This is a genomic window from Desulfovibrio sp. ZJ200, from assembly GCF_011039095.1.
Classification (GTDB): domain Bacteria; phylum Desulfobacterota; class Desulfovibrionia; order Desulfovibrionales; family Desulfovibrionaceae; genus Desulfovibrio.
Genome location: NZ_JAAKEH010000037.1, coordinates 1 through 24,857 on the forward strand (window position 1 = coordinate 1; position 24,857 = coordinate 24,857).

General features: G+C 63.6%; 23 protein-coding genes, 1 CRISPR repeat array and 1 riboswitch (1 of these 25 running past the window's edge). Of the genes, 9 read left to right on the top strand and 14 right to left on the bottom strand.

Going from position 1 to position 24,857, the window contains the following annotated elements:
- Positions 1–342, top strand: a 342-nt coding sequence (locus G7Y52_RS10780; protein ID WP_165071700.1) for a transposase, incomplete at its 5' end; no start/stop codon positions are given.
- A gap of 255 nt (positions 343–597) precedes the next feature.
- Here G7Y52_RS10780 and G7Y52_RS10785 read toward each other — a convergent pair.
- On the bottom strand, positions 598–1,281 hold the full coding sequence (locus G7Y52_RS10785; RefSeq protein WP_165071702.1) for a metallophosphoesterase family protein: 684 nt from the start codon (positions 1,279–1,281) through the stop codon (positions 598–600).
- A 73-nt stretch (positions 1,282–1,354) separates the two neighbouring features.
- Between G7Y52_RS10785 and G7Y52_RS10790 the strand changes: the two genes are divergently transcribed.
- From G7Y52_RS10790 to cobI, 6 genes are all read left to right on the top strand, one after another.
- The gene (locus G7Y52_RS10790; RefSeq protein ID WP_165071704.1) at positions 1,355–1,978 is read left to right on the top strand and encodes a 5-formyltetrahydrofolate cyclo-ligase; all 624 of its coding nucleotides are present in this window, start codon (positions 1,355–1,357) and stop codon (positions 1,976–1,978) included.
- A complete protein-coding gene (locus G7Y52_RS10795) occupies positions 1,969–2,724 on the top strand; it encodes a polyphenol oxidase family protein (RefSeq protein WP_165071706.1) in 756 nt (251 codons plus the stop codon). Before G7Y52_RS10790 ends, G7Y52_RS10795 begins: the two co-directional genes overlap by 10 nt.
- A 124-nt stretch (positions 2,725–2,848) precedes the next feature.
- A riboswitch (cobalamin riboswitch) is annotated at positions 2,849–3,030 on the top strand.
- A gap of 282 nt (positions 3,031–3,312) precedes the next feature.
- Positions 3,313–4,395: an iron ABC transporter permease gene (locus tag G7Y52_RS10800; RefSeq protein WP_165071709.1), complete on the top strand. Its 1,083-nt coding sequence runs from the start codon at positions 3,313–3,315 to the stop codon at positions 4,393–4,395.
- Positions 4,395–5,300 (top strand): ABC transporter ATP-binding protein, encoded by a 906-nt coding sequence (locus G7Y52_RS10805; RefSeq protein WP_165071712.1) that lies wholly within the window; start codon positions 4,395–4,397, stop codon positions 5,298–5,300. Before G7Y52_RS10800 ends, G7Y52_RS10805 begins: the two co-directional genes overlap by 1 nt.
- Positions 5,301–5,358: 58 nt before the next feature.
- On the top strand, positions 5,359–6,147 hold the full coding sequence (locus tag G7Y52_RS10810; protein ID WP_165071778.1) for an ABC transporter substrate-binding protein: 789 nt from the start codon (positions 5,359–5,361) through the stop codon (positions 6,145–6,147).
- A gap of 115 nt (positions 6,148–6,262) precedes the next feature.
- Positions 6,263–6,988, top strand: coding sequence for a precorrin-2 C(20)-methyltransferase (gene cobI, locus G7Y52_RS10815; protein ID WP_165071780.1), 726 nt, complete (start codon positions 6,263–6,265; stop codon positions 6,986–6,988).
- Positions 6,989–7,040: 52 nt separating this feature from the next.
- Here cobI and hypE read toward each other — a convergent pair whose 3' ends face one another.
- From hypE to G7Y52_RS10835, 4 genes are all read right to left on the bottom strand, one after another.
- Positions 7,041–8,048, bottom strand: a complete 1,008-nt coding sequence (hypE, locus tag G7Y52_RS10820; RefSeq protein ID WP_165071714.1) for a hydrogenase expression/formation protein HypE — start codon at positions 8,046–8,048, stop codon at positions 7,041–7,043.
- A gap of 3 nt (positions 8,049–8,051) precedes the next feature.
- Complete coding sequence (gene hypD, locus G7Y52_RS10825) at positions 8,052–9,143, bottom strand: hydrogenase formation protein HypD (RefSeq protein WP_165071717.1); 1,092 nt, start codon at positions 9,141–9,143, stop codon at positions 8,052–8,054.
- Positions 9,144–9,508: 365 nt separating this feature from the next.
- The gene (gene argC, locus G7Y52_RS10830; protein ID WP_165071719.1) at positions 9,509–10,561 is read right to left on the bottom strand and encodes an N-acetyl-gamma-glutamyl-phosphate reductase; all 1,053 of its coding nucleotides are present in this window, start codon (positions 10,559–10,561) and stop codon (positions 9,509–9,511) included.
- Positions 10,562–10,573: 12 nt separating this feature from the next.
- Positions 10,574–10,897 (bottom strand): DUF1844 domain-containing protein, encoded by a 324-nt coding sequence (locus G7Y52_RS10835; RefSeq protein ID WP_165071722.1) that lies wholly within the window; start codon positions 10,895–10,897, stop codon positions 10,574–10,576.
- A 75-nt stretch (positions 10,898–10,972) separates the two neighbouring features.
- Between G7Y52_RS10835 and G7Y52_RS10840 the strand changes: the two genes are divergently transcribed.
- Positions 10,973–11,191 (top strand): hypothetical protein, encoded by a 219-nt coding sequence (locus G7Y52_RS10840; RefSeq protein ID WP_165071724.1) that lies wholly within the window; start codon positions 10,973–10,975, stop codon positions 11,189–11,191.
- Between the two features lie 135 nt (positions 11,192–11,326).
- On the opposite strand, the gene G7Y52_RS10845 is transcribed toward G7Y52_RS10840, so the two are convergent.
- The 7 genes from G7Y52_RS10845 to nadC are packed head-to-tail and all read right to left on the bottom strand — an operon-like array spanning position 11,327 to position 20,522.
- On the bottom strand, positions 11,327–12,511 hold the full coding sequence (locus G7Y52_RS10845; RefSeq protein ID WP_165071726.1) for an alanine--glyoxylate aminotransferase family protein: 1,185 nt from the start codon (positions 12,509–12,511) through the stop codon (positions 11,327–11,329).
- Positions 12,512–12,529: 18 nt separating this feature from the next.
- Positions 12,530–13,708, bottom strand: coding sequence for a class I SAM-dependent rRNA methyltransferase (locus tag G7Y52_RS10850; protein WP_165071729.1), 1,179 nt, complete (start codon positions 13,706–13,708; stop codon positions 12,530–12,532).
- A 30-nt stretch (positions 13,709–13,738) separates the two neighbouring features.
- Positions 13,739–15,265 carry a hypothetical protein gene (locus G7Y52_RS10855; RefSeq protein WP_165071733.1) on the bottom strand — a complete coding sequence of 509 codons (1,527 nt, stop codon included), beginning with the start codon at positions 15,263–15,265 and terminating at the stop codon, positions 13,739–13,741.
- 6 nt (positions 15,266–15,271) lie between these two features.
- On the bottom strand, positions 15,272–16,912 hold the full coding sequence (locus tag G7Y52_RS10860) for a hypothetical protein (RefSeq protein WP_165071737.1): 1,641 nt from the start codon (positions 16,910–16,912) through the stop codon (positions 15,272–15,274).
- 19 nt (positions 16,913–16,931) lie between these two features.
- Positions 16,932–18,539, bottom strand: coding sequence for an L-aspartate oxidase (gene nadB, locus G7Y52_RS10865; RefSeq protein ID WP_165071749.1), 1,608 nt, complete (start codon positions 18,537–18,539; stop codon positions 16,932–16,934).
- A gap of 13 nt (positions 18,540–18,552) precedes the next feature.
- Entirely contained in the window at positions 18,553–19,653 is a 1,101-nt protein-coding gene (gene nadA, locus G7Y52_RS10870; RefSeq protein WP_277424309.1) for a quinolinate synthase NadA, read from the bottom strand.
- The gene (nadC, locus tag G7Y52_RS10875; RefSeq protein WP_165071770.1) at positions 19,650–20,522 is read right to left on the bottom strand and encodes a carboxylating nicotinate-nucleotide diphosphorylase; all 873 of its coding nucleotides are present in this window, start codon (positions 20,520–20,522) and stop codon (positions 19,650–19,652) included. Before nadC ends, nadA begins: the two co-directional genes overlap by 4 nt.
- 501 nt (positions 20,523–21,023) lie before the next feature.
- On the opposite strand from nadC, the gene mgtE reads away from it, so the two are divergent.
- Positions 21,024–22,448 carry a magnesium transporter gene (mgtE, locus tag G7Y52_RS10880; protein WP_165071772.1) on the top strand — a complete coding sequence of 475 codons (1,425 nt, stop codon included), beginning with the start codon at positions 21,024–21,026 and terminating at the stop codon, positions 22,446–22,448.
- Positions 22,449–22,483: 35 nt separating this feature from the next.
- Here mgtE and G7Y52_RS10885 read toward each other — a convergent pair whose 3' ends face one another.
- Together G7Y52_RS10885 and G7Y52_RS10890 are read right to left on the bottom strand one after the other, a co-directional pair.
- Entirely contained in the window at positions 22,484–22,891 is a 408-nt protein-coding gene (locus tag G7Y52_RS10885) for a PaaI family thioesterase (protein WP_165071774.1), read from the bottom strand.
- A 276-nt stretch (positions 22,892–23,167) separates the two neighbouring features.
- Positions 23,168–24,115: a TIM44-like domain-containing protein gene (locus tag G7Y52_RS10890; RefSeq protein WP_165071776.1), complete on the bottom strand. Its 948-nt coding sequence runs from the start codon at positions 24,113–24,115 to the stop codon at positions 23,168–23,170.
- A 642-nt stretch (positions 24,116–24,757) separates the two neighbouring features.
- Positions 24,758–24,857: direct repeats of the CRISPR family, unit length 28 nt; unit sequence GTATTCCCCACACGCGTGGGGATGAACC (it continues 5,722 nt past the right edge of the window).

Consider the following 24,857-nt stretch of genomic DNA (forward strand, 5'->3'; position numbering starts at 1 on the left):
CCCGGCAATGCGGGAGATGCGCCTCAAGGCAGAAAACTTCTGGAAGCCCTCGGCCCTGCGCCTGCGCCTTGCAGTCTCCTTATGGACAGAGCCTACGAAGGCAACGAAACACAACAATTGAGTCGTCGTCTGGGCTATGCGCCAGTAGTCCCTCCCCATCCCTTGCGGCGTAAGCCTTGGAATTATGACAAGGAGTTATACAAAAAACGCAATGAAGTTGAGAGATTGTTTCGACGCTTGAAGGGCTACAGGCGCATAGCAACCCGCTATGATAAGCTTGACGCCTTATTTCTTGGCTTCATTCTGTTTGCCCTCATCGTTGAAGGACTTAAAAAGTGTTAACAGGGCATAGAACATTTTGCTTTTGAAATTATTCAATTTCAAAAGCGGCGTTGCCATCATTTCGCGTCCAGGCTTCAGCCGTTGCGACGAAGGAAGCTACGGATGAAGACAGCAACTGATTACTGCGGCAGCCAGCCAACGCAACCGCTGTCGCTATCCGTAAGCAAGCAAAGCTTGCTAACGGCTACCGCCGGCGCGGGCGTCCGCTCCCGCGGTCGCCAGAGCATTTTTTGATTGAAAATATCTATTTTCAATCTACTCCAGCACGCGCAGCTCCGCGGACAATTGCCCGGAGTTGGAGCGCAGCACCACATAGCCGCCCGCGGCCAGGGCGCCGGGGTTGACCACCACCGTGCGCCCCACGCGATCCACGGCGCGCGCCTCGTGAATATGGCCGCAGAGGCAGATGTCGGGCTGGGCGTCTTCCAGAAACTCGCGCACGGCCATGGAGCCCACATGCGCGCCGCCCGGGATCACGTCGCAGGCCGTGTCCTTGGGCGGATTGTGCGAGACCAGCACCGTATGCGGATAGATACGGGCGCGCTGCCATGCGGCTTCCAGCCATGCGGCAAAGGCGGATTCGGGATATTCGCTGGGCGTGCCGAAGGGCGTGAACGTGGAAGCGCCCACCCCGAAAACGGCAATCTCCGGAGTCAGCTCACGGGTGAAGGTGTGCAGATTCCAGCCTTTTTCGCTGAGCCAGGCGTCCACCTCCGGGCGATCCATATTGCCGATCTGGGCCAGGACCGGGATGTCGTGGGCGCGCAGAGCTTCCATGACCAGTTCGGCCTGCTTGACCCCGCCGGTGATGGTCAAATCGCCGGTCACGATAACCCCGTCGGCCTGAGACAGCTCGGGGATTTGAGCAAAACGCGCGGGCTCGTCGTGGATGTCGCCCACGGCGATCCAGAGGTAGTCCCGGGTATCAGCGCTTGGCATGACGGTACATCCTTTGTTATAGAATTTTTTATGGAAATTCTGCCATAACTCCTGCCAGATGAAAAGAGCCGCCATGCCCGAGAAAGCCGCTGATTCCGCAGAGTCCCTTGCCGCGCAGAAAGCCGCCCTGCGCGAACGCATCCGCAGGCAACGCCGCGAGCAGCCGCCGGGCCTGGCCCGCGCGCGCAGCCTGGAGGCCCAGCAGCGCCTGCTGGATGCCCCATGCTGGGGCGCTGCGCGCTCCGTGGCCCTTTATGTGGCCCTCAAGGGGGAAGTGTCCACCGATGCATTGCTGGAGGCAGCCTGGCAGAGCGGGCGCACAGTCTATCTGCCGCGTGTGCATCCGCACGAGCCCGGCCGCATGAGCTTCGCCGCCTGCGCCGGTTTTGCGCAGTTGCGACCCGGCCCCTTTGGACTGCGCGAGCCTGAGGAAAGCCTGCCCGGCTTTGGAGCGGAAGACATCGGCAATGGTTTTGCCCCGGATCTGCTGGTGCTGCCCGGCCTGGCCTTTGACCGGCGCGGCGGCCGCCTGGGTTTTGGCGGCGGCTATTACGACCGTTTTCTGGATGACGCTAGGCTGCACTGCCCGCGCGTGGGCCTGTGTTTCGCCTTTCAGGTGCTCAGGGAGCTGCCTCTTGAGCAATGGGATCAGCGCGTGCAGTTTTTGTGCACGGAAGAGAGCTTCGTATGTCTGTGAGTTTCCTTCCTTTTGCCTTTCCGGGGCTTGAAAACGTGCGTTGCGTTTTTCAGACCCGTCCGGGCGGGGCAAGCCGGGGCGCATACGGCGGCGGCAATATCTCTTACAGCACGGCCGACGAACCCGCCCACGTAGCGGCCAACCGTTATTCTTTGCTGCAAAGTCTGAAAGCCGAGGGCCTTGACGCCTGGGCCGAGCTCAATCAGGTGCACGGCGACACCCTGGTTTTCGAGCCGGATGCCGTAGGCTGCGAGGCGCAAGCCATAGTGGATGGCGACGGACTGGCCTCGTCGCGTCCGGGCCTTGGCCTGTTGATCAAGACGGCCGACTGCCAGCCCATTTTGCTGGCCCATCGCAGCGGTCGCCACATAGCGGCCTTGCATGTGGGCTGGCGGGGCAATCGTTGCAACTTTCCGGGCACGGGCGTGGCCCGCTTCTGCGCGCATTACGGCCTCAGGCCGCGCGATCTGGCGGCCGTGCGCGGGCCGAGCCTGGGACCGGAAAAGGCGGAGTTCGTCCATTTTGAGCAAGAGTGGAGCGCGGAGTTTCGCCCCTGGTTTGATCCGGCTTCGCGCACAATGGATCTCTGGGGCCTGACCCGCGCGCAATTGCTGGAGGCCGGGCTTCTGCCGCGCCATATCTACAGTCTTGACTGCTGCACTTTTTCACTGCCAGGTCAATTCTTTTCCTACCGGCGGGAAAAGAAGTCCGGCCGCCAGGCCAGCCTGATCTGGATGACAGGCTGAAGTCCGCGCGTACTGATGTCTCAGAGCGTTTTGCTCATGAAAGGAGCTGAACGCCCTAATCTTTCGATGCGTCAGCCCTGTGATCCGGGTCCGGGCCGCATTGACAGCGCGCCGCCCCGCGTCTAGAGTGCTCCCTGGCTACGGTAGCCGGGCTTTTTCCGGCTTGAAAAGGGAATCCCGTGCGAAGCGGGAGCGGACCCGCCGCCGTGAGCCCCATAACCGCATCCCTTTTTGCGCCACTGGTAACGGGAAGGCCGGGACTGCGGGGGGCAAGCCGGAAGACCTGCCGTGCCGCGGAGCCGTTTGATACGGGCTCCGGCAGCGGTGTCTACCGCTCCGGCAACGGGTTTTTGCCGGAAAGGCGGAGGAAATACGGACCTCTTCCATGACGCATGGAAGGGGTTTTTTGTGGCCTGCCGGGCGGCCGCGGCGCGGGACAGCTCGCGGGCGCGCCGTCACAACTGTGCGCAAGGCTCGCTGCAAGCCCTCGGCATGAGCGGGCGGTAAGCCGCCACATGAAGAAAGGCTGCTTTGCAGCGGACGATGTACTGAGGGTTGACCCCAGCAGCAGCCCGGGCGGTTGAGCACATGAGCAAGCCGGATCTGATCCCCGCATTTCCAGGAGCGGCCGCGCAACGCCGCCTGTTATGGGCCTTGGCCGGGCTCGCGGCGCTCTGGCTTTGCTCCCTGCCCCTGGCCTGCCTGCCCGGCCCGATGCCCTTGAGCGCGCCCGAGGTCTTCCGGGCCCTGGCCGTGAATTTCGGTTTTTCGGACGCGCCGCAGAACAGCGCGCAATTTCTGGTGGTGAACCAGATCCGTCTGGCGCGGGTCTGCCTTTCGGCGCTCTGCGGCGGGGCCTTGGCCGTGGCCGGCGTCGCGCTGCAAGGCGTGCTGCGCAACCCGCTGGCAGATCCCTTCACCCTGGGCATTTCCGCGGGGGCGGCCTGCGGAGCCAGCCTCGCCATTGCCCTGGGCGGCATGGCCGGAAGTCAGGTTCATTTGTCCGGCCTGTTCGGGCTGTCCCAGGCGGGGCTGGTGGCTCCGGCAGCCCTGGCCGGTGCCTTGCTGGCGTTGTGCGGCGCGCTTTGGCTGGGCCGGAGCCGGGGAAGCTTCAGCCGGGAGAGCGTGATTCTCGCAGGCATTGCCGTGGCCGCCTTTCTGGGGGCGCTGGTGGCGCTGATCAAGGCGCTGAACGAGGAATCCGTCACCAGCATCGTATTTTGGATCATGGGTTCCCTGCAGGGCCGCGGCTGGGACAGCCTGCCCCTGCTTCTGACCACGCTCGCGCCCGGGCTTCTGGCCGTGGCTCTGGGCTGGCGCGCCCTGGATGTGCTCTCCCTGGGCGACGAGCAGGCCGCGCAACTGGGTCTCAATGTGGGTCGGGCGCGTTTCTGGCTGCTGGCCGGGGCCAGTTGCATGACTGCCGGTTGCGTGGCGGTGGCCGGCGTCATCGGTTTTGTGGGTCTGGTGGTGCCGCATGTGCTGCGCCTGCTGCTGGGGGCCGGGCACGGGCCGTTGCTGACCGGCGCGTTTTTCGGCGGCGGCATTCTGCTGGTCTGGGCCGACGTTCTGGCCCGCAGCGTACTGGACGGCGGCCAGGAATTGCCGGTGGGCGTTGTGACGGCCCTTTTGGGCGGCCCGTTTTTCGCCATGCTGGTGCGGAGGCGCTGATGCTCACGGTGCGCGGGCTCACAGCGGGATACGACGGGCGGCGCGTGCTGCGCGGGGTGAGTTTTGCGGCCCGCGCCGGAGAAAGCGTGGCCCTGCTGGGGCCTAACGGCAGCGGCAAGACAACGCTGCTGCGGGCCATCTCGGGCGTCTTGCGGCCGGAAAGCGGGCATCTGGCTCTCCAGGGCAGACCGCTGGAGCAACTTGGGCCGCGCAGCCGGGCCCGTCTCGCGGCAGTGGTGCCGCAGCGCGGCGAAGTCCCGCAAGGGCTGAGCGTGCGGCAGATGGTGCTTTTGGGGCGCTACCCCTATCTTTCCTGGCTGGGCGGCTACAGCGGCCGGGATTACGCGGCGGCGGAAGAGGCTCTGGCCGCCACGGCCGCGTTGGATCTGGCCGAGCGCCGGGTCAGCGAGCTTTCGGGGGGGGAGCTGCAACGCGTGCTGCTGGCGCGGGCGCTGGCCCAGCAAAGCCCCCTGCTTCTGCTGGACGAGCTGGCTGCCGGTCTGGATCTGGCCCGCATGGTGGAATTGTTCGATCTCTTGGAACGCTGCCGGGCCGCCGGGACCTGCGTGCTGATGGCCATGCACGATTGCAACCTGGCCGCGCTGTATGCCACGCGGCTGATCGGTCTGAAAAACGGGCGTGTGCTGTTTGACGGCCCGGTAACCCAAGTCTTTACGGAGGAGCGACTCAGTGCCTTGTACGATCTTCCCATCCGGGTTTTTCCGCATCCGCAATGGGGGCTGCCCCAGGCGCTGCCGGGCCGCGCGGCCGGCCCGTGGAGCCATGCCGCTTCTTTTGCTCAGCCTTGCGGCTGCGCTGCCGCCGCCCCCGGCCCTGGCCGTGACGCCGGCTGTGCCCCGGAGCGAATGCCAGACCATTGCCGGCACAACGGCGGACAGCCCTGACAGGAAAAACAGCGCTCCGGCCCGGCTCTGCGTCACGGATGACGCGGGCGTCACTGTGATGCTGGAGAAACCGGCCACGCGGATTATTGCCCTTTACGGAGCCTACAACGAGCTGCTGCTGGCCCTGGGCGCGGGCGATCTTCTGGTGGCCCGCACCGTGGCCGACGCGCGGCTTCCGCAATTGGCGGAACTGGCGGATCTGCCCGTCATCGGCACGCATATGCGCCCCAATGCCGAGCTGATTGTGGGGCAAAAGCCGGATCTGGTGCTGCAACTTTCCGGCCGCAAAGAGGCGCGACTTCAGACCGAGGCCCTGCGCAAGCTGGGCATCAATGTTCTGACATTTGAGATGAATTCTTTTGAGCGGATGTTCGACGTGCTGGGGAAAATCGCGCTGCTCACGGGCCGGGAGCAACAGGCCGCCGCGCTGATCCGGGGCTGGCGCGGCCGCCTGGCCGCGCTCAAGGCCCGCCATGCCGGGCAAAGGCCGGTGCGCGTCTTTTACGAGGTCCGCTATCCGAACCTGCTGGCTGCCGGGAAGGGCAGCATCGTCGATGAGATCATTGCCTATGCCGGGGGCGCAAATGTGGTCCGGGAAGAGAAAAAGCTGGTGCGTATCAACGAGGAGGCCTTGATCCAGGCCGACCCGGACGTGTACCTGCTTCAGAAAGGCCCCATGAATCCCGATCCCGAGCCTTTGGAGCGGCGGGCCCATTACAGGGATCTGCGCGCCGCGCGCGCGGGAAGGGTGCTGGTTGTGGATGAGGATCGCTTTGCCCGGCCCGGTCCCCGCGCTGTGGAGGCGGCGGAGGAGTTGGAGCGTTGGCTGCATCCGCAAGCACGTTGAAAAAGTTCTTCCGCCCCTTGGCACTGTCCGGGGCGCGGGCTTGTGTTCCATGCCCCGGGCGCAGGGGCCGGGCGTTTTTTCTGAAGGGGATTTTTTCAAAGCGAGTTGAACGATGATGACCGGAACTCTTTACGGCATCGGCGTTGGCCCGGGCGCGCCGGATTTGCTGACCCTGCGGGCCGTGGCTGTGCTGCGCAGCGTGGATGTGATTCTGGCCGCCGCCTCGCCGCGCAATGATTATTCCGCGGCGCTGGAAACCGCGCGCCCGCATCTGCGGCCCGAGACGCGTTTGTTGCGTTTGGAATTTCCCATGACCCGCGATGCCGGCACGCTGCGCGCGGCCTGGCAAAAAGCCGCGCAGGCCGCCAGAGAAGTGCTGGAAGGCGGGGAAAGCGCGGCTTTTCTGACCATCGGGGACCCGTTGATCTACAGCACGTTCGGCTATCTTTTGCGCACCTTGCGGGAAAGCGCGCCGGATCTGCCCGTGGAAATCGTGCCGGGAATCACCTCCTTTCAGGCCGCGGCGGCGCGTACCGGCACAGTCTTGTGCGAAAGCGGCGAAACGCTGCGCATCCTGCCCGGTATCAACGGCTGCAACGATCTGGCGGAAGAACTGCGCCATGCTGACACGGCCGTGATTCTCAAGGCGTATCGTAATTTTCCGGCCATCAGTGAAGCTCTGCGCGGCGCGGGCCGCAGCGCGAGCTCCCTGCTGGTCAGCCATGTGGAGCAGGCAGAAGAAAACATCCGCCGCGGCATGGACGCGGTGGACGGCACGCCGCCTTATATGTCATTGATTTTAAGCCGGAAGCCGGAATCCGGCCCGGAAAGAGGACGCTGAGGACAAGCCGGAGCGTGTAGCTGATTTCATGAGCAAAACGCTTCAGGGTTATTCAGCAGATCCGGGGCAGTTGGGCGCCTTCCAGCATACCCAGGAGGCGCTGCCCGCCGATGCGGGTGCGCAAGGAGACCCGGCCGGGCTTGCCGTTGCCTACTGTGCCGATGCGCGCGGCCTCGGCCCCGTGCGGGGAGGCCCGCATGGCCGCCAGCGCGGCCTCGGCGCGCGCTTCGGGCAGAATGCAGATGCACTTGCCTTCATTGGCCAGATAGAGCGGGTCCAGCCCCAAAAAGGAGCAGCCGTTTTTTACGGCTTCGTGTACCGGAATGCGCTCTTCTTCAATGTCGATGCTCACGCCGGACTGTTCCGCGATTTCATTGAGCGTGGTGGCCAGGCCGCCGCGCGTGGGATCGCGCAGGACATGCACCTGGCCCGCGGCGGCGATTACCTCCGCGATCATCCGGTTCAGCGGCGCCGAGTCCGAGGCCACGTCCGTGAGAAAGGAGAGATTTTCGCGGCTGCCCATGATCGTCAGGCCGTGATCGCCCAGCGCGCCGCTGATCAGCACCGCGTCGCCGGGCCGGGCATTGTGCCCCGAAGGAGCGGGAGCAGTGAAAACTTCACCGATGCCCGTGGTATTGATGAAAATTTTGTCGCAGGCTCCGCGCGGCACGACCTTGGTATCGCCGGTCACGATGCGCACCCCGGCAGCGCGGGCCGCTTGCGCCATGTCCGCCGCAACGCGCTCCAGCGTCGCCAGGGACAGGCCTTCTTCCAGAATGAAAGCGCAACTCAGGTAGCGGGGCCGCGCGCCGAGCATGGCCACGTCGTTGACCGTTCCGTGCACGGCGAGGCTGCCGATGCTGCCGCCCGGAAAAAAGAGGGGCGTCACCGTGTAGGAATCCGTGCTCATGGCCAGGGGGCCGCGCAGATCCTCCAGCAAAGCCGCATCGTCCAGACGTTCCAGGAGGGGATTGGCGAAATGGCGGAGGAAACATTGGGCCACCAGGCGTTGCGAGGCCCGGCCGCCGCTGCCCGCGTCCAGCAGAAGACAATCATCCATGAATCACTGCTCCCCGTATTTGAAGTAGGCCGCGCAACTGCCTTCGGTGGAAACCATGCACGGCCCCACGGGCGTGGCCGGCGTGCATTTTTTGCCGAACAACGGGCACTGCGGCGGCCGGATTTGCCCCTTGAGCACCTGGCCGCAGCGACAGCCGGGCAAGGGGCGCGTTTCCGGCAGGCGCAGGTCAAGGCGGATCAGGGCGTCCAGATCGGCATATTCGGGCCGCAAGGCAAGGCCGCTGCGCGGGATGCGGCCAAGGCCGCGCCAGAGCGCGTCAGAGGGGGTGAAAAACTGTTCCATCAGAGCGCGGGCGCGCGCGTTGCCTGTGTCGCTCACCGCGCGGGGATAGGCGTTGATCACGGCCGGGGCCCTGTCCCGCAGTTGCTCGGCCATGATGCACAGGGCCAGCAGGACGTCCGCGGGCTCAAAGCCGCCCACAACGCCGGGCATGTGATATTCGTCGGCCAGAAAGGCGTAGGGCGCAAGGCCCAGAACCGTGGAAACATGGCCGGGCAAAAGAAAGGCTTCCACAGCGCAGGAGGCGTCGTCAAGCAGCGCGCGCAGCGCGGGCGGCACCAGCTTGTGCAGGGAGAGCACGCAGAAATTTTCGATTTTTTTTTGCCGGGCCGTGAGCAGGGTGGCGGCCACGGTGGGAGCGGTGGTTTCAAAGCCGATGCCCAGAAAGACCACCAGATCGCCGGGGTTGTTTTTGGCGAGCGCAAGCGCGTCCAGGGCCGAATAGACGATTTCCACCCGCGCGCCCTGGGCTTGAGCGTGCTTGAGGCTGCGGCCGTCCGGGCCCGGCACGCGCAGCAGATCCCCGAAAGTGGCCACAATGACCTTGTCCCGTCCGGCCAGATCCAGAAATGCCGCCACTTCCGCGTCATGGGTCACGCACACCGGGCAGCCCGGCCCGGAGAGATGCGTGACAGAGGCGGGCAGCAAAGAGCGCAGGCCGCTTTGAAAAATGGCCACCGTATGCGTGCCGCAGACTTCCATGAATCTCATGGAATGCCCGTCCAGAGCGGTTTCCAGACGTTGAAGCAGGGCGCGGCAGAGCTGGGGAGCCTGAAAAGCGCTGTTGAGTTGCATGTATGCTCCGCGTGCGGCCGGGCCTGGTGCGCTGTGCGGAAAGAATTTTCACAGGAAGGGTGCGCGCCGACGACCGCTGTGCCTCTTCATAAACCCGGAGATCTTTTTTGGCAAATGGCGGCTCGTCCCGCCTGGAGCATTTTCTCTTTGAAAATGCCCTGCTGACGCGAAAGCGGCAGCCGCCGCAACGCGGCGTACATTCAGGCGAAAACCGCGTTTTTCGCCTGAATGCCACCTTTGACTTTCATAAAAAGTCAAAGGTAATCTGCTCTGGAGAACGCTCCGCAAGGGCACGGTCCTTTGCTCGCGAATTGCGGAAGGGCGTAGCGTCCCTCGGCAGGCTCCCTTGCAGGCCCGTTGCGCGCTTATGCCAGCGGCGCGAGGTTAAGCCCGGCATCCACCGGCAGGCCGCACATCAGGTTGGCGTTGGCCAGAGCCTGCCCCGCGGCGCCGCGGCAGAGATTGTCAATGGCCGCGAGAATGATCAGTCGCCCGGTGCGCGGGTCCACTACCAGGCCCAGATCGCAGAACATGCTGCCGCGCACATAGCGCGTTTCCGGCAGGCTGCCCTTGGGCAGCACGCGAATCCAGGGGCTGCGCTCCCACACGCGGCAAAAGGCCTCGTGCACGGCATCCAGAGTGGTCTTGGGGTTTTTGAGCCTGGTGTAGATGGTGGAAAGAATGCCCCGGTTCATGGGCAAAATATGCGTGTTGAACGAGATCCGCACGTCGCGACCGGCCAGCAGGGAAATTTCCTGCTCTATTTCAGGGGTATGCCGATGCCTGGGCAGGCCGTAAGCCCGGAAGTTGTCCGAGACTTCGCAAAAAAGCGTGGGCAGCGCGGCTTTGCGCCCGGCGCCTGTGGCGCCGGATTTGGCGTCCACCACAATGTCCGCGCTTTCGATGAGGTCACTCTTCAAGGCGGCGTAAAGGCCGAGAATGACTGAAGTGGGGTAGCAGCCGGGATTGGCGGTCAAGGCGGTATGGGCAAGATCCGCGGCATAGAGCTCGGGCAGTCCGTAAACGGCCCAGCGCAGCAAATCTTTGCGGCTGTGGGCATGCTTGTACCACTGCTCGTAGACTGAGGCATCATGGATGCGGAAGTCCGCCGAAAGATCCACGACTTTGGCCCCGGCGTCCAGCAGCGGCCCGGCCATCTCCATGGCCGTGCCGGCGGGCACGGCCAGGAAAACCAGATCACACCGCGCGGCGGCCTCTTTGGGCTCAAAGACGCTGATCACAACGTCCGAACCAGGCAGATTTTCCAGAAAGGGATAAAATTCCCCCAGACGTCTTCCGGCCTCGGCTCTGGAGCAGGCCAGGGCAAGCTGCATGGCCGGATGAACGGCCAACAGCCGGGCCAGTTCCATGCCCGCATACCCGGTAATGCCCACCAGCCCCACATTGAATGTCTTCATGCCCGGCAGTCCTTATGCGTGTTCGCCGCAGGTTTTTTTGCAATCCGGCCCGCACTTGATCACATATTTCATGCGCAATTCATATAAAATGCCGTCCAGAAGCCGGCGCTCCTCTTCTTCAAGACAGCGGGAGGTTTTTTGCCGCAACATGTCCAGCACGTCAATATTATGGCGGGCCAGAAGCAAATCCTGTTCCAGACGACCGGTTTCAGGGTTGGGCACTTCGCCCAACTGCACCAGGGCCGAAGAGGCCAGGGAAAGAATAAAGGTGGAAAAGGTCACTTCGGGCATGGGCCCTTCGGTCGGGGGCTGGCAGCCGCACGTTTCTTGACTCATGACAACCTCATTTTTTGCTGCATGGTCTGCAGGTAGAGTGCTACACTGAATTATCCCGACAGTTAAGTTTTTTTTATGGGCTGGCAAGGCGCGCGCAAATATGGCCGAGGCGCGAACGGTACCTGCCCGGGAAGCGGATGCCGCTTAGAGCATTTTCTCTTTGAAAATGCTCTGCTGACGCGAAAGCGGCAGCCGCCGCAACGCGGCGTACATTCAGGCGAAAACCGCGTTTTTCGCCTGAATGCCACCTTTGACTTTCATAAAAAGTCAACGGTAATCTGCTCTATGGGGTGAAAGCAGCGCGGAAGCAGACGGGCAGCACAAATTTTTTCAATGCCTCGCCGCACTTGACACGGAGAGTCACACGAAGAGGGACATTCCCCCGAACAGATTTTTAGAGCGTTTTGCTGATTTCATGAGCAAAACGCGCTAACTGTGAATCAGGGGCAAGGGCTCGCCGGGTTTGCCAGCCAGTGCGGCGCGGTATGCGGCCAGGGCCTGCTCCAGGTAGTCGCGCGCGCCGGAAAAACCGCCCGCCTCGGTGATGCTGCGTTCAAGGGCGTACAAAGCGGCCGCCACATCGGCCCAGTCCACCCAGCCCATATGGCCGATGCGCACGATCCGGCCCTTGAGCTGATCCTGCCCTCCGGCCATGCATACGCCGTATTTTTCGGCGGCCAGGCGCAGCACTTCCACGCCGTCCACGCCCTGGGGCAGAAGCACGCTGGTGATGCCCCAGGCAAAGTGCTCGGGCGCGAAAAGCTCAAGGCCCAGCGCGTGCGCGCCTGCGCGGGTGAGCATGGTCAGGGCCCACTGCTTGGCGTAGATGGGTTCCAGCCCGTTCTCCAGCAGCATGTCCAGGCTTGCGTCCAGGCCCAGAATCAGACCCACCGGCGAGGTGAACAAGGTCTGGCCTTTTTCCAGTTTGGCCCGCTCCTGGGGCAGATTGAAATAAAAACAGCCCGGCGTCACGCTTTCGGCCTTTTTCCAGGCGCGATCCGAAAGAGCCAGCAAAGCCAGGCCGGGCGGCAGCATCAGGCCTTTCTGCGAACCGGTGAGCAGACAATCCAGACCCCAGGCATCCAGCGGGCAGGGCGAAAGGCCCACGCCGGAAATGCCGTCCACCAGCAGCAGCGTGTTCCGCTGCCGGGTGATATGGGCCACTTCCCGGACGGGGTGCAATACGCCGGTGGATGTCTCGGAAAGCTGAATCAGCACGCCCGTGATGCCGGGATCGGCCGTCAGGGCTTCTTCCACGGCTTCAGGCCGCACGGCACGGCCCCAGGGCACAGGCAGCGTCGTCACTTTCAGACCGCGCGCCGCGGCAATCTGCGCCCAGCGCTGGCCGAACTTGCCTGCATCCACCACCAGAACTTTCTCGCCGGGCTGAAACAGGCTGTACACGGCGGCGGTCATGGCTCCGGTGCCTGAGCAGGAGAGCGGCAGCACCGGCCCGGCTGTGCCGAACAGCAGCCGCAACCGTTCCTGAACCCGGCCCATGACTGCCTTGAATTCCTTTTTGCGATGGTGAATCATGTCTCTGGCCAGGGCCAGGCGCACGCGCTCCGGCAGAGGCGTGGGGCCCGGGGTCAGCAGGCGAAACTTGTTGAGCATGGCAGACTCCGTGAAGGTTTAGCCCACCTGGGCGATGAAGCACTTCAGATACGCGGTTTCGGGCATGGCGCTGTGCACCGGATGATCAGGCCCCTGGCCGCCCGCGAAAAGCAGCCTGGCGTGCAGCCTGCGCCGCGCGGCAGCCTGCGCCACGCAGCCGCGCAGGGCTTCGGCCGGGAGATGGTGCGAGCAGGAAGAGCTTGCCACTATGCCGCCGGGCGTCAGCAGCCGGAGAGCCAGGGCATTGATCTTGCGATAGGCCGCAAGGCCCTGGGCGACATCCTTGCGGCGCTTGATGAAGGCCGGCGGGTCCAGGCAGATCAGGGAAAAGCGTCGGCCTTCCTCATACAGTTCGTTGAGCTGCTGAAAGGCGTCGCCGCAGATTGTCTCAGCCGGGCAGGCCGGCGCATTGACCGCTGCGTTTTCACGCGCCAGAGCCAGGGCCTGGGGCGAGGCATCCAGAAACGTGACGGATCTGGCCCCGGCAGCGGCGGCCGTGACCCCAAAGCCCCCTGCATAGCAGAAGATATCCAGCACGTCAGCGCCTTGGGCATAGCGTGCCGCTTCCCGGCGATTGCCGCGCTGATCGTAAAACCAGCCGGTTTTCTGGCCTGTGGCGCAGGGCGCGCGGAAACGGCAGCCGTTTTCCGGCACCAGCAGGCGCCGGGGCAGCGCGCCCCGGCTTTGCGGTTCGCGCGGCAGGCCTTCCAGGCCGCGAGCGGCCAGATCATTGTCCCAGAACAGTGTAGCCGGAGCGAGAATTTCGTCAAGGCATGCCTCAATGATTTCGCGCCGGGCTTCCATGCCCGCAGTGCTGATCTGTATGGTCAGGTGATCGCCGTAGCGGTCAATGACCAGACCGGGCAGAAAATCGCCCTCGCCGTGGCAGAGCCGGTACCAGGGCCCGGGATAGAGCCGTTCGCGCAAGGCCAGCGCCGCGCCCAGGCGTTGCCGCAACAGGGCCGCGTCCAGGGGCTGCCCGCCCTGGCGGGAATGCAGGCGCGCGCAGATCAGCGAGGCCGGATTCAGGCAGGCGCTGCCCAGCGTAGCGCCGCGCGCGTCGCAGAGCGTGGCTTCCTCGCCGGGCGCAAAGTCCGTGAGCGGGCTTTTTTGCACGTCCACTTCATTGCTGAATACCCAGAGATGCCCTGCGCGCAGGCGGCGGTCTTCATTTTTTTTGAGCCAGAGTTTACGCATGTGTCACAAAGGGGAAAGTGGTGCGAAAAATTACGGCTGCGCCTTCAATGCGGCGTTGAGGCGCTCCATCTCCCGATCCAGGGTTGTGTCGCCGGCTTGCGCCGAAACGCGCACCAAGGCGCCCGCATCCCCGGCCCTCAGCGCGTCCAGCACGTCTCCCGGCCGGCAGCTTTTGCCGGGGAGACTGGTGAGCTCAAGCGTGCCGGGCCGGTTCACGAATGTTTCCAGAGCTGCGGCAATGGCCCTGTTTTCCGGCGTATCCAGAGCGCAGATGGCCGCAATGCCCGCCTTGAACGCGCTGACGGCCATGTCCGCCGGGGCCGTTGCAAGCGCCAGCCGGGCCATGAGCCCGCGATCCTCGTACTTCAGCTTGAAATCGCTGTAGCTCTGGCTCAGCAGGGCTTCGCGCCTGTTCATGCCCCGCGTGTTGCCGCTGGTCAGCAGCGTGCAGCGCAGATCGCCCAGGCCCTCGGCTTTGATGACGGTTTTTTTCAGGATCGCGTCCTTTCCCTGCCCCTCAACAATGATTTTTCCATCCAGGCGCAAGATGTCCAGGCCGGGCAGGGAAAAGCCCGACGCATCCGTGAACAGGCGCAGAGGCAGAGCGAAGCCGGAAACGTGGAGGCTGGAGCGAAGGGGGGTGTTGGAGAGCCAGTCAAGGCCGAGCTCCTTGAGTTCGGCCGGGCCTGCCTGCGTGGAAACCGTCAGGCCATGCAGGCGCAGTTCACGGAACAGGGGCTCGCCCGTTGCAAACATTTCCCCTGCCAGGATTTCCACGGCCATCCTGTCAGGCAGGGGCAGGGTGGCCTGCTCGGCAAAACGCCGCAGCAGCACTTTGCCCGGCAGCAGTATGCCGTGTTGGCTCAAGGCATCCAGGCGCAGAACCTCCCGATCAGCAACGCGAAATTCCAGATTGGCGAGGGTGAGTTCTTCCAGGCTGCGGTCATGCCAGTTCCGCGCAAAGACTTCCCTGACCCGTATCTGCTCGGGCCGGCTCACGGTGGGGATGTCCACGTTGAGAAAAGAGGCGCGGGCCTCCGCAACGCTGATTCGGGAAAGAAGGCTGCAAGGCTCAAGGGAGCCCTGCCCCTCAAGCAGTGCCGCCACAAGGGAACTTTGCGCGCGGATTTCGCTTATCTCCGCGCGCTGGACGCCGGTTTTGCTTCGCGGCGTCCGGATACGGAGATTGCGCAGCACCACATTTTCGGCCACGGGCAGCATGCCGCTTTGCGGCAGAATCGCGCCGCGCAAAGGCGTACAGGCCAGCAGGGCCCGCCAGGGAAGACGCAGGGAAATTTCCGCTATGTGGCAGGTCACGGGCCCCTGCGGCGGCAAGGCTTGCATTTCCAGGCCGCGCGCCAGCACGCGCCGGGAAAAAGGCGAAAAAACCACCTCGCGCGCGCGGGCCTGAGTCGCCACGCCGTCCGCAAAGGCCGGCGCGGCCAGACTGCGCCGCAACTGCTCCTCCACGTGCGGGCGCAGCCAGAACTGGGCGGCCAGCGCAAGGGCCAGTGCCGCGGCCAGCAGGGGAGCAAGGAGCAGGAAGGTTCTTTTCATGGGGCGCTATTGTGCCGGGGCTGCGGCTGCCGCGTTCAAACTGTCGATCTGCGCCTCCAGGCTTTCCTTGCCGGGCTGCGCCGTGACGGTGAACAGCGCGCCCGGATTCCCGCCCAGCAGACCTATAAAGTCCAGAATGCGGAACGTCTTGCCCGGCTTGCTTTGCGTTTCAAGGACGCCCGGCATGGTTACAAAGGTATCCAGGGCCTTGCGGATGGCCGGATTTTCCGGCGCAGGCCCGGAGCAGAATGCGGCAATCGCCTCCTTCAGGATCGGCGTGGCCTCCCGGGCCGAAGGCAGGATGTTTCCGGCCAGATACGCCATGAGCCCCTGATCCGCGTACTTCAGGCGGACATCCCGGAACGCGCTGCCCAACAGGGCCTGTCCGAAGGTCAGCGCCCCCGCCTTGCCGGAAATCACGAAGTCGTACTCCAGAGCGCCGAGAGCCGCGGCGCGGATCGTGCCTTGCTCGCGCATGGCGTCCGCGTCCTGAGCCGCGAAACTCAGGGCCGCGTCCAGAACCAGCGCGGGCAGTCCGGGGAACGCCAGGCCGCTCTTGCGTTGCACGAGGGCCGTGGGCAGGGAAAGGGCATCCACGCTGAAACTGTAATGCAAGGGCGCGTTGGACTGCCAATGCAAGGCGGCCTTGCCGATCGTCACGGCCTGGCCCGCCATGTCGTCCAGGGCAACGCGCAGATCCGCCGCGCTGAGTTCCCTGATCAGAGGCTCGCCGCTGGTGAACATGCGCAGCAGCAGGGTCTGCAAGGCCCTTTGATCGGGATTGGGCCGGCAGGCCTGGGCCATCAGCTCACGCAGAGCCGCTTCTTCCGGAAAGGTGATGCCTTTTTCAGTCAGGTTGCCGAGCCGCAAAAATCCCTGGCCGTCCACGTTCAGGTTGAGACCGTTCAGGGACGCTTCCTGCAGGCTGCGCCCTTCCCAGTTGCGCATGCGTATGGATTCGCAACTGAAGTCCACAGTGCCGTGGCCTTTGGGAATGGCGCTGTTTATGCGTATATCCGACACGCGCAGTTCCTTGATTCCCATGCCGTAGAAAATCTCCAGCACGTCCGGGAAAGGCTGCGCGCGCGGCGTGTCCCCCCGGCTCTCCCGCGCGTCCAGCAATTGCCTGAGCAAGGCGCTGTCCATGCGGATACCTTCCGCTTCCTTGCTTTTCACGGTGCTTTGCGTCCTGATGGGGCCCTGGGCGAGAAAGCCCGCGACGTTGGAAAGGCGCACGTCCTCGCCGATGGTGATCATGCCCGTTTCGGGCAGTGCCAGGCCGCGCAGGGGCGTGTACAGCAGGAGCGCGCGCAGGGGCAGCCGACAGGAGGCCTCTTCCAGGGTATAGCGCACCTCCCCGGGAGCGGGCTGCCGCTCTGGCGTGCCGCTTTCCAGGGCCCGCGGGTCCATTGTGCCGCGCATTTCCAGACCGCGCAGGGTCAGGCGACGGGAAAAGGGGGAAAATGCAATTTCCCGCACTTCGGGCGGGGAAAAGCGCAGATATTTCGTAGCGGCGGCTTCCGGCAGCTCAGCCAGCTCCCGGCGCGCCATTTCCTCCACCCTGGGGCCGACCCAGAAGCTCAGCGCCGCGATTCCGGCCAGAATCAGGACTGCCAGAACAAGAAGCGCGCGGAAAAGATTTTTCATGCCTGTTTTTCCTTATGCGTCAGTCCACCCGGTGATGACAGCCCAGGCTTACAGGATTGCGCATGGCCGCCTGGGTGATCACATAGGCCGTCTGCGAGCCGTGAAAGAGATCCACCAGACGCCGCGAGATATGCGTGCGAATGTAAAAATCGTGAATGTGGCGCACCAGATCGCGCATGTCTTCAAAGGCGCGCCGCAGCCGGGCCTCGGTGCGCGCGATGCCCACATAGTTCCACATGGTGTTGCGGATGTTGGTCCAGTCCTGGGCCACCAGGGCCGGGTCGTCGCGGCGCTCGTCGCCTTCGTGCTGCCAGTCCGGAATGGCGGCTGCCAGGCCCTTGGGCATGGAAGTGCCGGATGCCGCGCGCCGGGCCAGATCCCGCCCGCAGCTCACGCCCCAGACCAAAGCCTCCAGCAGGGAAGTGCTGGCCAGGCGGTTGGCGCCGTGCAGGCCGGTGCAGGCGCATTCGCCGATGGCGTAAAGGCCGGGCATGGAGGTGCGGCCCCGCGTATCGGTCAGCACGCCGCCGCAGAAATAGTGCGCGGCAGGCACCACCGGGATGGGCTCCTTTCGGATGTCCAGCCCTGCTTGCCTGCATTCCTCGAACACCGTGGGGAAGCGGGTGGGCAGATCCTGCTTCACGCCGCTCACGTCCAGAAAAAGGCAGGGCGCGCCGCTGTGCAGCATTTCTTCCATCATGGCCTGGGCCACCACGTCGCGGGGGGCAAGATCGCCCCTGCTGTCATGGCGGAGCATAAAGGGGCGGCCGTTGTGATCCAGCAGGCGCGCGCCTTCGCCGCGCATGGCCTCGGTGATCAGCGGGCGGCGGTTGTTGCGCTCTTCATACAGGGCCGTGGGGTGAAACTGCATGTACTCCAGATTGGCCAGATTCACGCCCGCGCGAAAGGCCATGGACACGCCCGCGCCCACGCAGCCCGGCGCATTGGTGGAGTGCAGAAAAACCTGACCCACGCCGCCGGTGGCCAGCACGGTCCAGTCGGCCAGAATGGTCTCCGGCTCGCCGCTTTGCTCGTTGAGCACATAGGCCCCCAGGCAGCGGTTGGTTACCTCGTAGCGGTATTGAGAGCTTTTGGCGTGGTGCTGGCTGGTCAGAAGGTCAATGGCCGCGCGCCGGTGCAGACAGGTGATGCGGGGATGCGCCTGCACCTGGGCCGTGAGCCCGTCCATCAGGGCCCGGCCGGAATAATCGGCCCGGTGCAGGATGCGCGGCGCCGAATGGCCGCCCTCACGGGTCAGATTGAAGCTGCCGTCGGCATTGCGGTCGAATTCCACCCCGGCGCGCCTGATCAGCATTTCATCCACGCAGGCCGGGCCCTGGCGGCAGAGCCAGCGCACAGCCTTGCGATAATTGCAGTAGTGCCCGGCCACCAGGATGTCTTTTTCCAGAGCCGCGGCGTCGCGGAGGCTTTCAGGGTCGTCTGGCGTGGGAGCGGCGCGGTAGATGATGCCGCCCTGGGCCAGTTCGGAATTGCCGTCCGCCAGTTTGTCGCCGGCATTGAGCAGCAGCACGTCGCAACCGGCGTCGGCAAGGGTCAGGGCCGCGGTGCAACCGGCTACGCCGGAACCGATAATCAGGATGGGCACATGGCGGCGGGTGGGAGTCACGGGAAAATCCTCATTAAGCGCAGGCTTCCAGCATGCGGGTTAGAGAAAGACGGGCAGGTTCGCAAAGCGCGGCTTTCACAGTGAGGGGCGCGGCCTGCCCTTGGGCAATGGCCGAGAGTGTAGCCGAAAGTTTTTCTTCCGTCACCTTGGCCATGTCCGGGCAGAAAGCCCGGCCCAGCGGCAGGATGCGGCAGCGCCCGGCATGGCGGGCCGCCAGTCGTGCAACCAGATTGTTTTCCGTGCCGATGATCAGCGTGGAGCCCGGCGCCTCCTCGGCCAGCCGCGCGGCATCCTTGATCAGAAAGGAGGTGGAGCCGGCCGCGTCGCAGACGTGGATGACTTCCGGCCGGCATTCGGGATGCGCCGTTATCCGGCAGCCGGGATGGGCGGCGCGCGCGTTCGCCACCTGCGCGGGCGTGAATCGGGCATGGATGGCGCAACAGCCCGGCCAGAGCAGCAGCGGCCGGCCCAAAAGAGCGCTTTCGGGCTCTGCAAGGCCCTGGCCGCTCACCTTGAGGATATGTTGGTCTTCCGGCGCAAGGCCCAACTTTTCAGCCGTGTTGCGGCCCAGATGTTTATCCGGCAGAAAAAGCACGCCGTCGCCCCGCTCCAGGGCCCAGCGCAGCATTGTCTCGGCATTGGCCGAGGTGCAGACCGCGCCGCCGTATTCCCCCACCACGGCCTTGAGCGCCAGCGTGGTGTTGACATAGGCCAGGGGCACGATGCGGCGGCCTGTGGCCGTCAATTGTTCCAGCACGCGGCGGGCCAGCCCGGCCGGGCTCATCAGGGACATCATGCAGTCGGCCGCGGGAGCCGGCAAATGCACGGCCTGGCCCGGCTTGGCCAGAAGCGCCGCGGATTCGCCCATGAAATACACCCCGCAGAAAACAATATGCGCGGCCTCAATGCCCGGCACCTGGCGGGCCAGTTCCAGAGAATCGCCCGTGATGTCGCAATGAGCCACTACCCGGTCGTTCTGATAGTGATGCCCCATGATGCAAAGATCCCGGCCCAGTTTCTTTTTCAGCGCCGCTATGGCGGATGCAAGAGTGCGCATGGCTGTTCGGTCCGTTTGGTGTAGAGAAGAAGGGGGGCGGCCGGAAGTTCGCTTCAGGCCTGCATAAGAGTCATGCTGAAGTCAGCGGCCACTGCCGAATGGGTAAGGCGGCCCACGGAGATGAAATCCGGCCTGCGCGGGCCGGTCAGGGCAATGCGGCGGATCGTCTCCAGGCGGACGCCGCCGCTGACCTCGGCCTCAATATGCCGGGGCACCAGCGAAAGCGCGCGGCTCAGCAATTCGCCTTCCATATTGTCCATCATGATCCGCTCGGCCCCGGCTGCCAGGGCCTCGCGCACATGCTCAGGCGTGCGGCACTCCACCTCCACGGGAGGGCAGGGCCTGTAGCAGGCGCGCAGCCTGGCCACGGCCGCGCTGATCGAGCCCGCGGCGTCAATATGATTGTCCTTGAGCATCAGCATTTCAGCGAGATTTTTGCGGTGGTTCGCCCCGCCGCCCGCCTGCACGGCGTACTTTTCGGGCCAGCGCAGGCCCGGCGTGGTCTTGCGCGTGTCCAGCAGGCGCACGCCCGTGCCTTCAAGCTCGCGCACATAGCGGGCCGTAAGATTGGCAATGCCCGAAAGATGCGTGATGAAATTCAGGATCACCCGCTCGGCCTTGAGCATGGCCACGGCCGGAGCCGTGATGCGGGCCACCTCGGTCATGGGCGGGACGTGTGAGGCTTCAGCGCAGAGCGCCTGCCAGCGGAAAGGGACGTGCAGGCTTCTGAGCACCGCGCCGATGATCGGCAGGCCCACCACCAGCGTGTCTTCCTTGGCGCGGATGGTTGCGCGCATCTGCGTTTTTGGCGCAAAGAGCCCTTGAGCCGTCAGCTCCGGCCCGTCCTCGGCCAGAGCCAGATCAATGCTTTGTTGCAGCAGTCGCTTCCCTTCAGGAGAAAAAAAAGCTGCCCAGGGCGTGAACATTGCGCTTGTCCCCACTAGGTACGCATGCTAAAAAAGAAAAGCGTCCGCACGCGGCACGGGCGCGTCGCCGGGCTCCGGTCCGCTCCTCGGCCCGGAACATTGCATGTAGATAGAATGCCCGGGCGGCCGCGTCAAGGCGGGAAGGCTCTTGGGACGTTTTTCACATGTTCGTCGTCCCGGACAGGATGCGCTTTCCGTGTTCGCGCCTCCGGCTTGCCCCGTGCTGCCTGCAAAAGCAGTATCCTGCGTCACATCGGGCATGGGGCCGCGACGCGCAGAGCGTTTTGCTAATGGCATTAGAGCGGTTTGCTGTTGAAAACAGCAACCGCTCTGGCGACAGCGTTAGCTGGCGTCCGCGCCCGGTCGCGGGCACGGTTCGGGCGGCATCCGGGTCTTGCGGCAAACCGCCCTGGAATGTGACGCTTGTTTTTTGTCAACGGCCGTTCCAAACGCGGCCGTTTTTTTCACGATCACTTCCGATTCCGGCAAAGGGCACACTGCATGGCTGACGATCGCACTGACGAAATCCGCCCGCGTAAGGCTTCGGATGGGGCATTGCCGCCCGCCGGGCCGGGTCGCGCTCTGCCGCCCGGCCAGCCCGAGGGCGCGGAGAGCCACGGCATCAGCATGCCCGAGGCCTGTCTGGATGACGGGATGGGGGCGGAATTCGTCCATCCCGCGGACATGGCCGATCATCTGGAAAACCTGAGTCTGGAAAAGCAGGTCTGCGCCCTGCGCCACATGCCCACTGAGGACGCGGCCGAGGCCCTGGCCGAGCTGGACGGCAGCGTGGCCGTGGACGTGCTGGAAAATCTCGACGCCGACGTGGCCGCCCAGATCATTGCGGAGATGGCCCCGGACGACGCGGCCGACGTGCTGGACGAGCTGGACGAGGATCACCGCGACGTGCTCCTGGAAAAGCTGACCAGAGAAAGTTCCGAGGAATTGCGCACTCTGCTCAATTTCGACCCGGATTCCGCAGCCGGGGCCATGAATACCGAGCTCATCCTCCTGGAAAAAAATTTTAGCGTGGATGAGGCCATTGCCCATATCCGGCGCGAGATGGAGGACAAGGAAAGCCCGTATTACGGCTATGTGGTGGATCACAAGGATGTGCTGGTGGGCGTGCTCTCCCTGCGCGATCTGATGCTGGCCCGGCCCGGCACCATCGTGGGCGACGCCGTGGCCGGGCAAAGCGTGGTCAGCGTGACCTACGACACGGACAAGCGCGAGGTGGCGAGCCTGCTTTCGCACTACAATTATCTGGCCATGCCCGTGGTGGATTATGAAGGGCACATCATGGGCGTGGTCACCTACGACGACATCATGGACATCATGCACGACGAGGCCAGCGCCGACATGCTCGGCATGGTGGGCGCGGACCCGGAGGAAAGCGTGGATACGCCCTGGCCGGAAAGCGTGCGCAAGCGCCTGCCCTGGCTGGTGGTCAATTTGCTCAACTCCGCGCTTTCAGCCTCGGTGGTCTATATGTTCGAGGGCACCATTGCGCAGATGGCCGTGCTGGCCGTGCTCATGCCCATGGTCGCCAATCAGGCGGGCAATACCGGCCAGCAGGCCCTGGCCGTGATGATCCGCCAGTTGGCCACGGATCGCTTTGATCAGAAAAAAGCCTGGCTGGCCGTGCTGCGCGAGGGCAAGATCGGCATCGTCACCGGCCTGATCGTGGCTGTGACGGCATTTTTCGGGGCCTGGGCATTCACGGGTAATGCCGTGGTCGGGGCCGTCATGGGCGGCGCGCTCTTGTGCGACATGATTCTTGGCGCGGTGGCCGGCGGCTCCATCCCCCTGATTTTTCGCGCCGTGGGGCGCGATCCGGCCCAGGCGTCCAGCATTTTTCTGACCACCATCACCGACGGCGCGGGCTTTTTCATTTTTCTGGGCCTGGCCTCGCTGTTTATTTTTTGAGCCGGGGCGGCTGTGGCGGTTTTGCAGCAGGTGGTTTACTGAGGGTTGACCCCAGGCAACGGCACATCCGTAAGAAAGCCCGAGGACATGCACTTGGCCACCAGGGCGCCGGAACCGTCAAACACTTCCACGTCATACGTCAGAATATGCTGGCCCGCGCGCACGACTCTGGCCTCGGCCGTGAGCGGGCTCACTTTGCCGGGCCGCAGAAATTCTATGGTGGTGGACAGGCTGACCACGCCGGTTTCCGAGCCTGCGTTGGCTGCCGCGCCGAAGGCCACATCGGCCAGGGAGAAGATGGCTCCGCCGTGGGCCATGCCCATGCCGTTCTTGTGGTTTTCGGTGATCGGCATGGTCACTTTGGCGTAGCCCCTGCTCGCGCTTTCTATGTTCATTTGCAGATGGCGCACCAGCTTGTCGTGCTTTGCGACGTAGTTTTCCATATTTTGCTCCGGAATTTTCCGCAAAAACGGGCCAAAAGCCTGAGCTTTCAGCCCGCGTCAAAGGTTGGAAAAAAGGCCTGTAAAAAGACTGCCGCCAGCCTTCTCATCCGGAAAAACGGCGGAGAAAAGAACCGGAGCGGCCCAGAACGCAGGCCGGAGAACGCTTGCTGCGCACGCCTTGCGCCGTTGCCTCTGTCCCGGCCCGCCCTGAAAAGCGGGATGCCCTGCTGCGGGAATTTTGCCCCGCTGCTGTCCGCTGCCCGCCGAATGAGCGCGTCACTCCACCTGTTGAATGCCGTCCAGCTTCCAGGTACCGCCGGAGGACGGACGCAGAAAATGCCAGATCTCGCGTACAGTGGACGGAGCGTCTTGATCCGGGCTTTCACGCAGCAGCACGTCAAAAAAGACTTCAGCCCGCTGCTGATCGCCTTCGCTTTCCACGCTGAGCAATTGGGCATTGACCAGAAGGATTTCCGTTGTGCTCGGATTCGGCTCTGTGGCCAGTTGCTCGCGCACGGCCTCCAGCACCGCCGGAGTGGCGAACTGCGCAATATCGTCAAGATCGCGCTTGTCCCATGAGCTTTGCAGGCGGTTGTAAGCCATTTTTGCGCCGCGCAGAAATTCGTCGGCGTCAAAGTCCGGGGGAATATTCACGCCGGAATCGGCCGCAAAGCTCTGCGGCCCGCCGGACGTGGCGTCACGGCTTTTGTCGCGCAGAATATCCCAGCCCGCTGTCTGATCGCGACGCAGAGGCGCCTGATCCTGCGCATCGTCCCGCAGATCGTCCATCTGGGGCGAAGCGCCGCGTGCACCGGCAGGCGCCGGGGTCCGGCTGCCGCGGAAGCGTGCAAAGAGTTTGAGCCCCAGAAAGACCAGCAGGCCGATCAGAATGATATCCATCAGGCCGCCGCCCGAGAAGCCGTTGCCGGAGAGCAGCGAACCGAGCAGTGTGCCTGCCAGCAGGCCGCCAAACAAACCGCCCATGCCGCCGAACAGACCGGCGCGCGGCGCTGCGGCCTGGGCCTGATTCATGGGCTGACGTTGCGCGTTGGGCGTCTGCTGGCGCATGGCCGGCGCGGGCGCGGGGCGGCTCATGAAGGGCTTGCCGCCGAAGGAACGGCCCCCTCCCATACGGGCGGCCTCAACCTCTCCGGGGGTGAAGAGAGTCAGGCTCACCGCCCCGAAAAGCAGGAGTACAATAGTCAAAAGAGCGCTTAGTTTCATGGAAAACTCCCTATACCGGGGGTGAATAAAAATATGCGCGGGCACGTTTGTCCACGCATACTGAAAATACTATAATGTTTTGCAGGGAAAAAGCAAGGCCGCTCGCGGGCGGAGACATTCACGCTTTCAATGAAATGATATTGCAACCATCTGAAATTAAAAACGAATTTTTTAGAAAATCATCTCAAAGGTGAATCCCTCCGCGGGCGGAATATATGACTTTTAGAGCGACAAACGATACAAAAGTGTTATCCTTGCATGGCAAGAAGGCAATATGGAGCTTTCTATGCGTATGACTGATAAAATTATTGGCGTGAGCATTCAAACAATACTGCGATGGGTTAGAGTGTTTTGCTAATGAAATTAGTTACACTCTTTGGCGACAGCGTTAGCTGGCACCCGCGCCGAATGAGCGTCCAGACCGCGTTCTGGACGCGAAATGATGGCAGCGAAGTGATTGAAAATGGATATTTTCAATCAAAAAATGCTCTAAACTGAGAATAAACAGCATTGCGCAAGCCGGCTTGCGCTTGTCCGCAGTCCATGATACGCGAGCTGCGGATAGCGCGCAGTCGCGCCTTTACGGCCGGTAGTTTTTGAACTGATGAAAAAGTTTAATTATTCTTTCTAAGTACAGAAAGAGTATTCCCCACACGCGTGGGGATGAACCGCGCAGATCCGTTTTTTCGTGGATGTCTTTGTAGTATTCCCCACACGCGTGGGGATGAACCGGTAAATTGCA

What these genes read in the sequence shown, in the direction of transcription:
- hypD (WP_165071717.1), bottom strand. Translation starts at nt 9,143, where the DNA reads ATGCAACTCAACAGCGCTTTTCAGGCTCCCCAGCTCTGCCGCGCCCTG.
- mgtE (WP_165071772.1), top strand. Translation starts at nt 21,024, where the DNA reads ATGGCTGACGATCGCACTGACGAAATCCGCCCGCGTAAGGCTTCGGAT.
- G7Y52_RS10835 (WP_165071722.1), bottom strand. Translation starts at nt 10,897, where the DNA reads ATGAGTCAAGAAACGTGCGGCTGCCAGCCCCCGACCGAAGGGCCCATG.
- G7Y52_RS10790 (WP_165071704.1), top strand. Translation starts at nt 1,355, where the DNA reads ATGCCCGAGAAAGCCGCTGATTCCGCAGAGTCCCTTGCCGCGCAGAAA.
- G7Y52_RS10850 (WP_165071729.1), bottom strand. Translation starts at nt 13,708, where the DNA reads ATGCGTAAACTCTGGCTCAAAAAAAATGAAGACCGCCGCCTGCGCGCA.
- nadC (WP_165071770.1), bottom strand. Translation starts at nt 20,522, where the DNA reads ATGTTCACGCCCTGGGCAGCTTTTTTTTCTCCTGAAGGGAAGCGACTG.
- G7Y52_RS10845 (WP_165071726.1), bottom strand. Translation starts at nt 12,511, where the DNA reads ATGCTCAACAAGTTTCGCCTGCTGACCCCGGGCCCCACGCCTCTGCCG.
- cobI (WP_165071780.1), top strand. Translation starts at nt 6,263, where the DNA reads ATGACCGGAACTCTTTACGGCATCGGCGTTGGCCCGGGCGCGCCGGAT.
- G7Y52_RS10795 (WP_165071706.1), top strand. Translation starts at nt 1,969, where the DNA reads ATGTCTGTGAGTTTCCTTCCTTTTGCCTTTCCGGGGCTTGAAAACGTG.
- G7Y52_RS10860 (WP_165071737.1), bottom strand. Translation starts at nt 16,912, where the DNA reads ATGAAAAATCTTTTCCGCGCGCTTCTTGTTCTGGCAGTCCTGATTCTG.
- argC (WP_165071719.1), bottom strand. Translation starts at nt 10,561, where the DNA reads ATGAAGACATTCAATGTGGGGCTGGTGGGCATTACCGGGTATGCGGGC.
- G7Y52_RS10855 (WP_165071733.1), bottom strand. Translation starts at nt 15,265, where the DNA reads ATGAAAAGAACCTTCCTGCTCCTTGCTCCCCTGCTGGCCGCGGCACTG.
- hypE (WP_165071714.1), bottom strand. Translation starts at nt 8,048, where the DNA reads ATGGATGATTGTCTTCTGCTGGACGCGGGCAGCGGCGGCCGGGCCTCG.
- G7Y52_RS10890 (WP_165071776.1), bottom strand. Translation starts at nt 24,115, where the DNA reads ATGAAACTAAGCGCTCTTTTGACTATTGTACTCCTGCTTTTCGGGGCG.
- G7Y52_RS10810 (WP_165071778.1), top strand. Translation starts at nt 5,359, where the DNA reads ATGCTGGAGAAACCGGCCACGCGGATTATTGCCCTTTACGGAGCCTAC.
- G7Y52_RS10785 (WP_165071702.1), bottom strand. Translation starts at nt 1,281, where the DNA reads ATGCCAAGCGCTGATACCCGGGACTACCTCTGGATCGCCGTGGGCGAC.
- G7Y52_RS10805 (WP_165071712.1), top strand. Translation starts at nt 4,395, where the DNA reads ATGCTCACGGTGCGCGGGCTCACAGCGGGATACGACGGGCGGCGCGTG.
- G7Y52_RS10800 (WP_165071709.1), top strand. Translation starts at nt 3,313, where the DNA reads ATGAGCAAGCCGGATCTGATCCCCGCATTTCCAGGAGCGGCCGCGCAA.
- G7Y52_RS10885 (WP_165071774.1), bottom strand. Translation starts at nt 22,891, where the DNA reads ATGGAAAACTACGTCGCAAAGCACGACAAGCTGGTGCGCCATCTGCAA.
- G7Y52_RS10840 (WP_165071724.1), top strand. Translation starts at nt 10,973, where the DNA reads ATGGGCTGGCAAGGCGCGCGCAAATATGGCCGAGGCGCGAACGGTACC.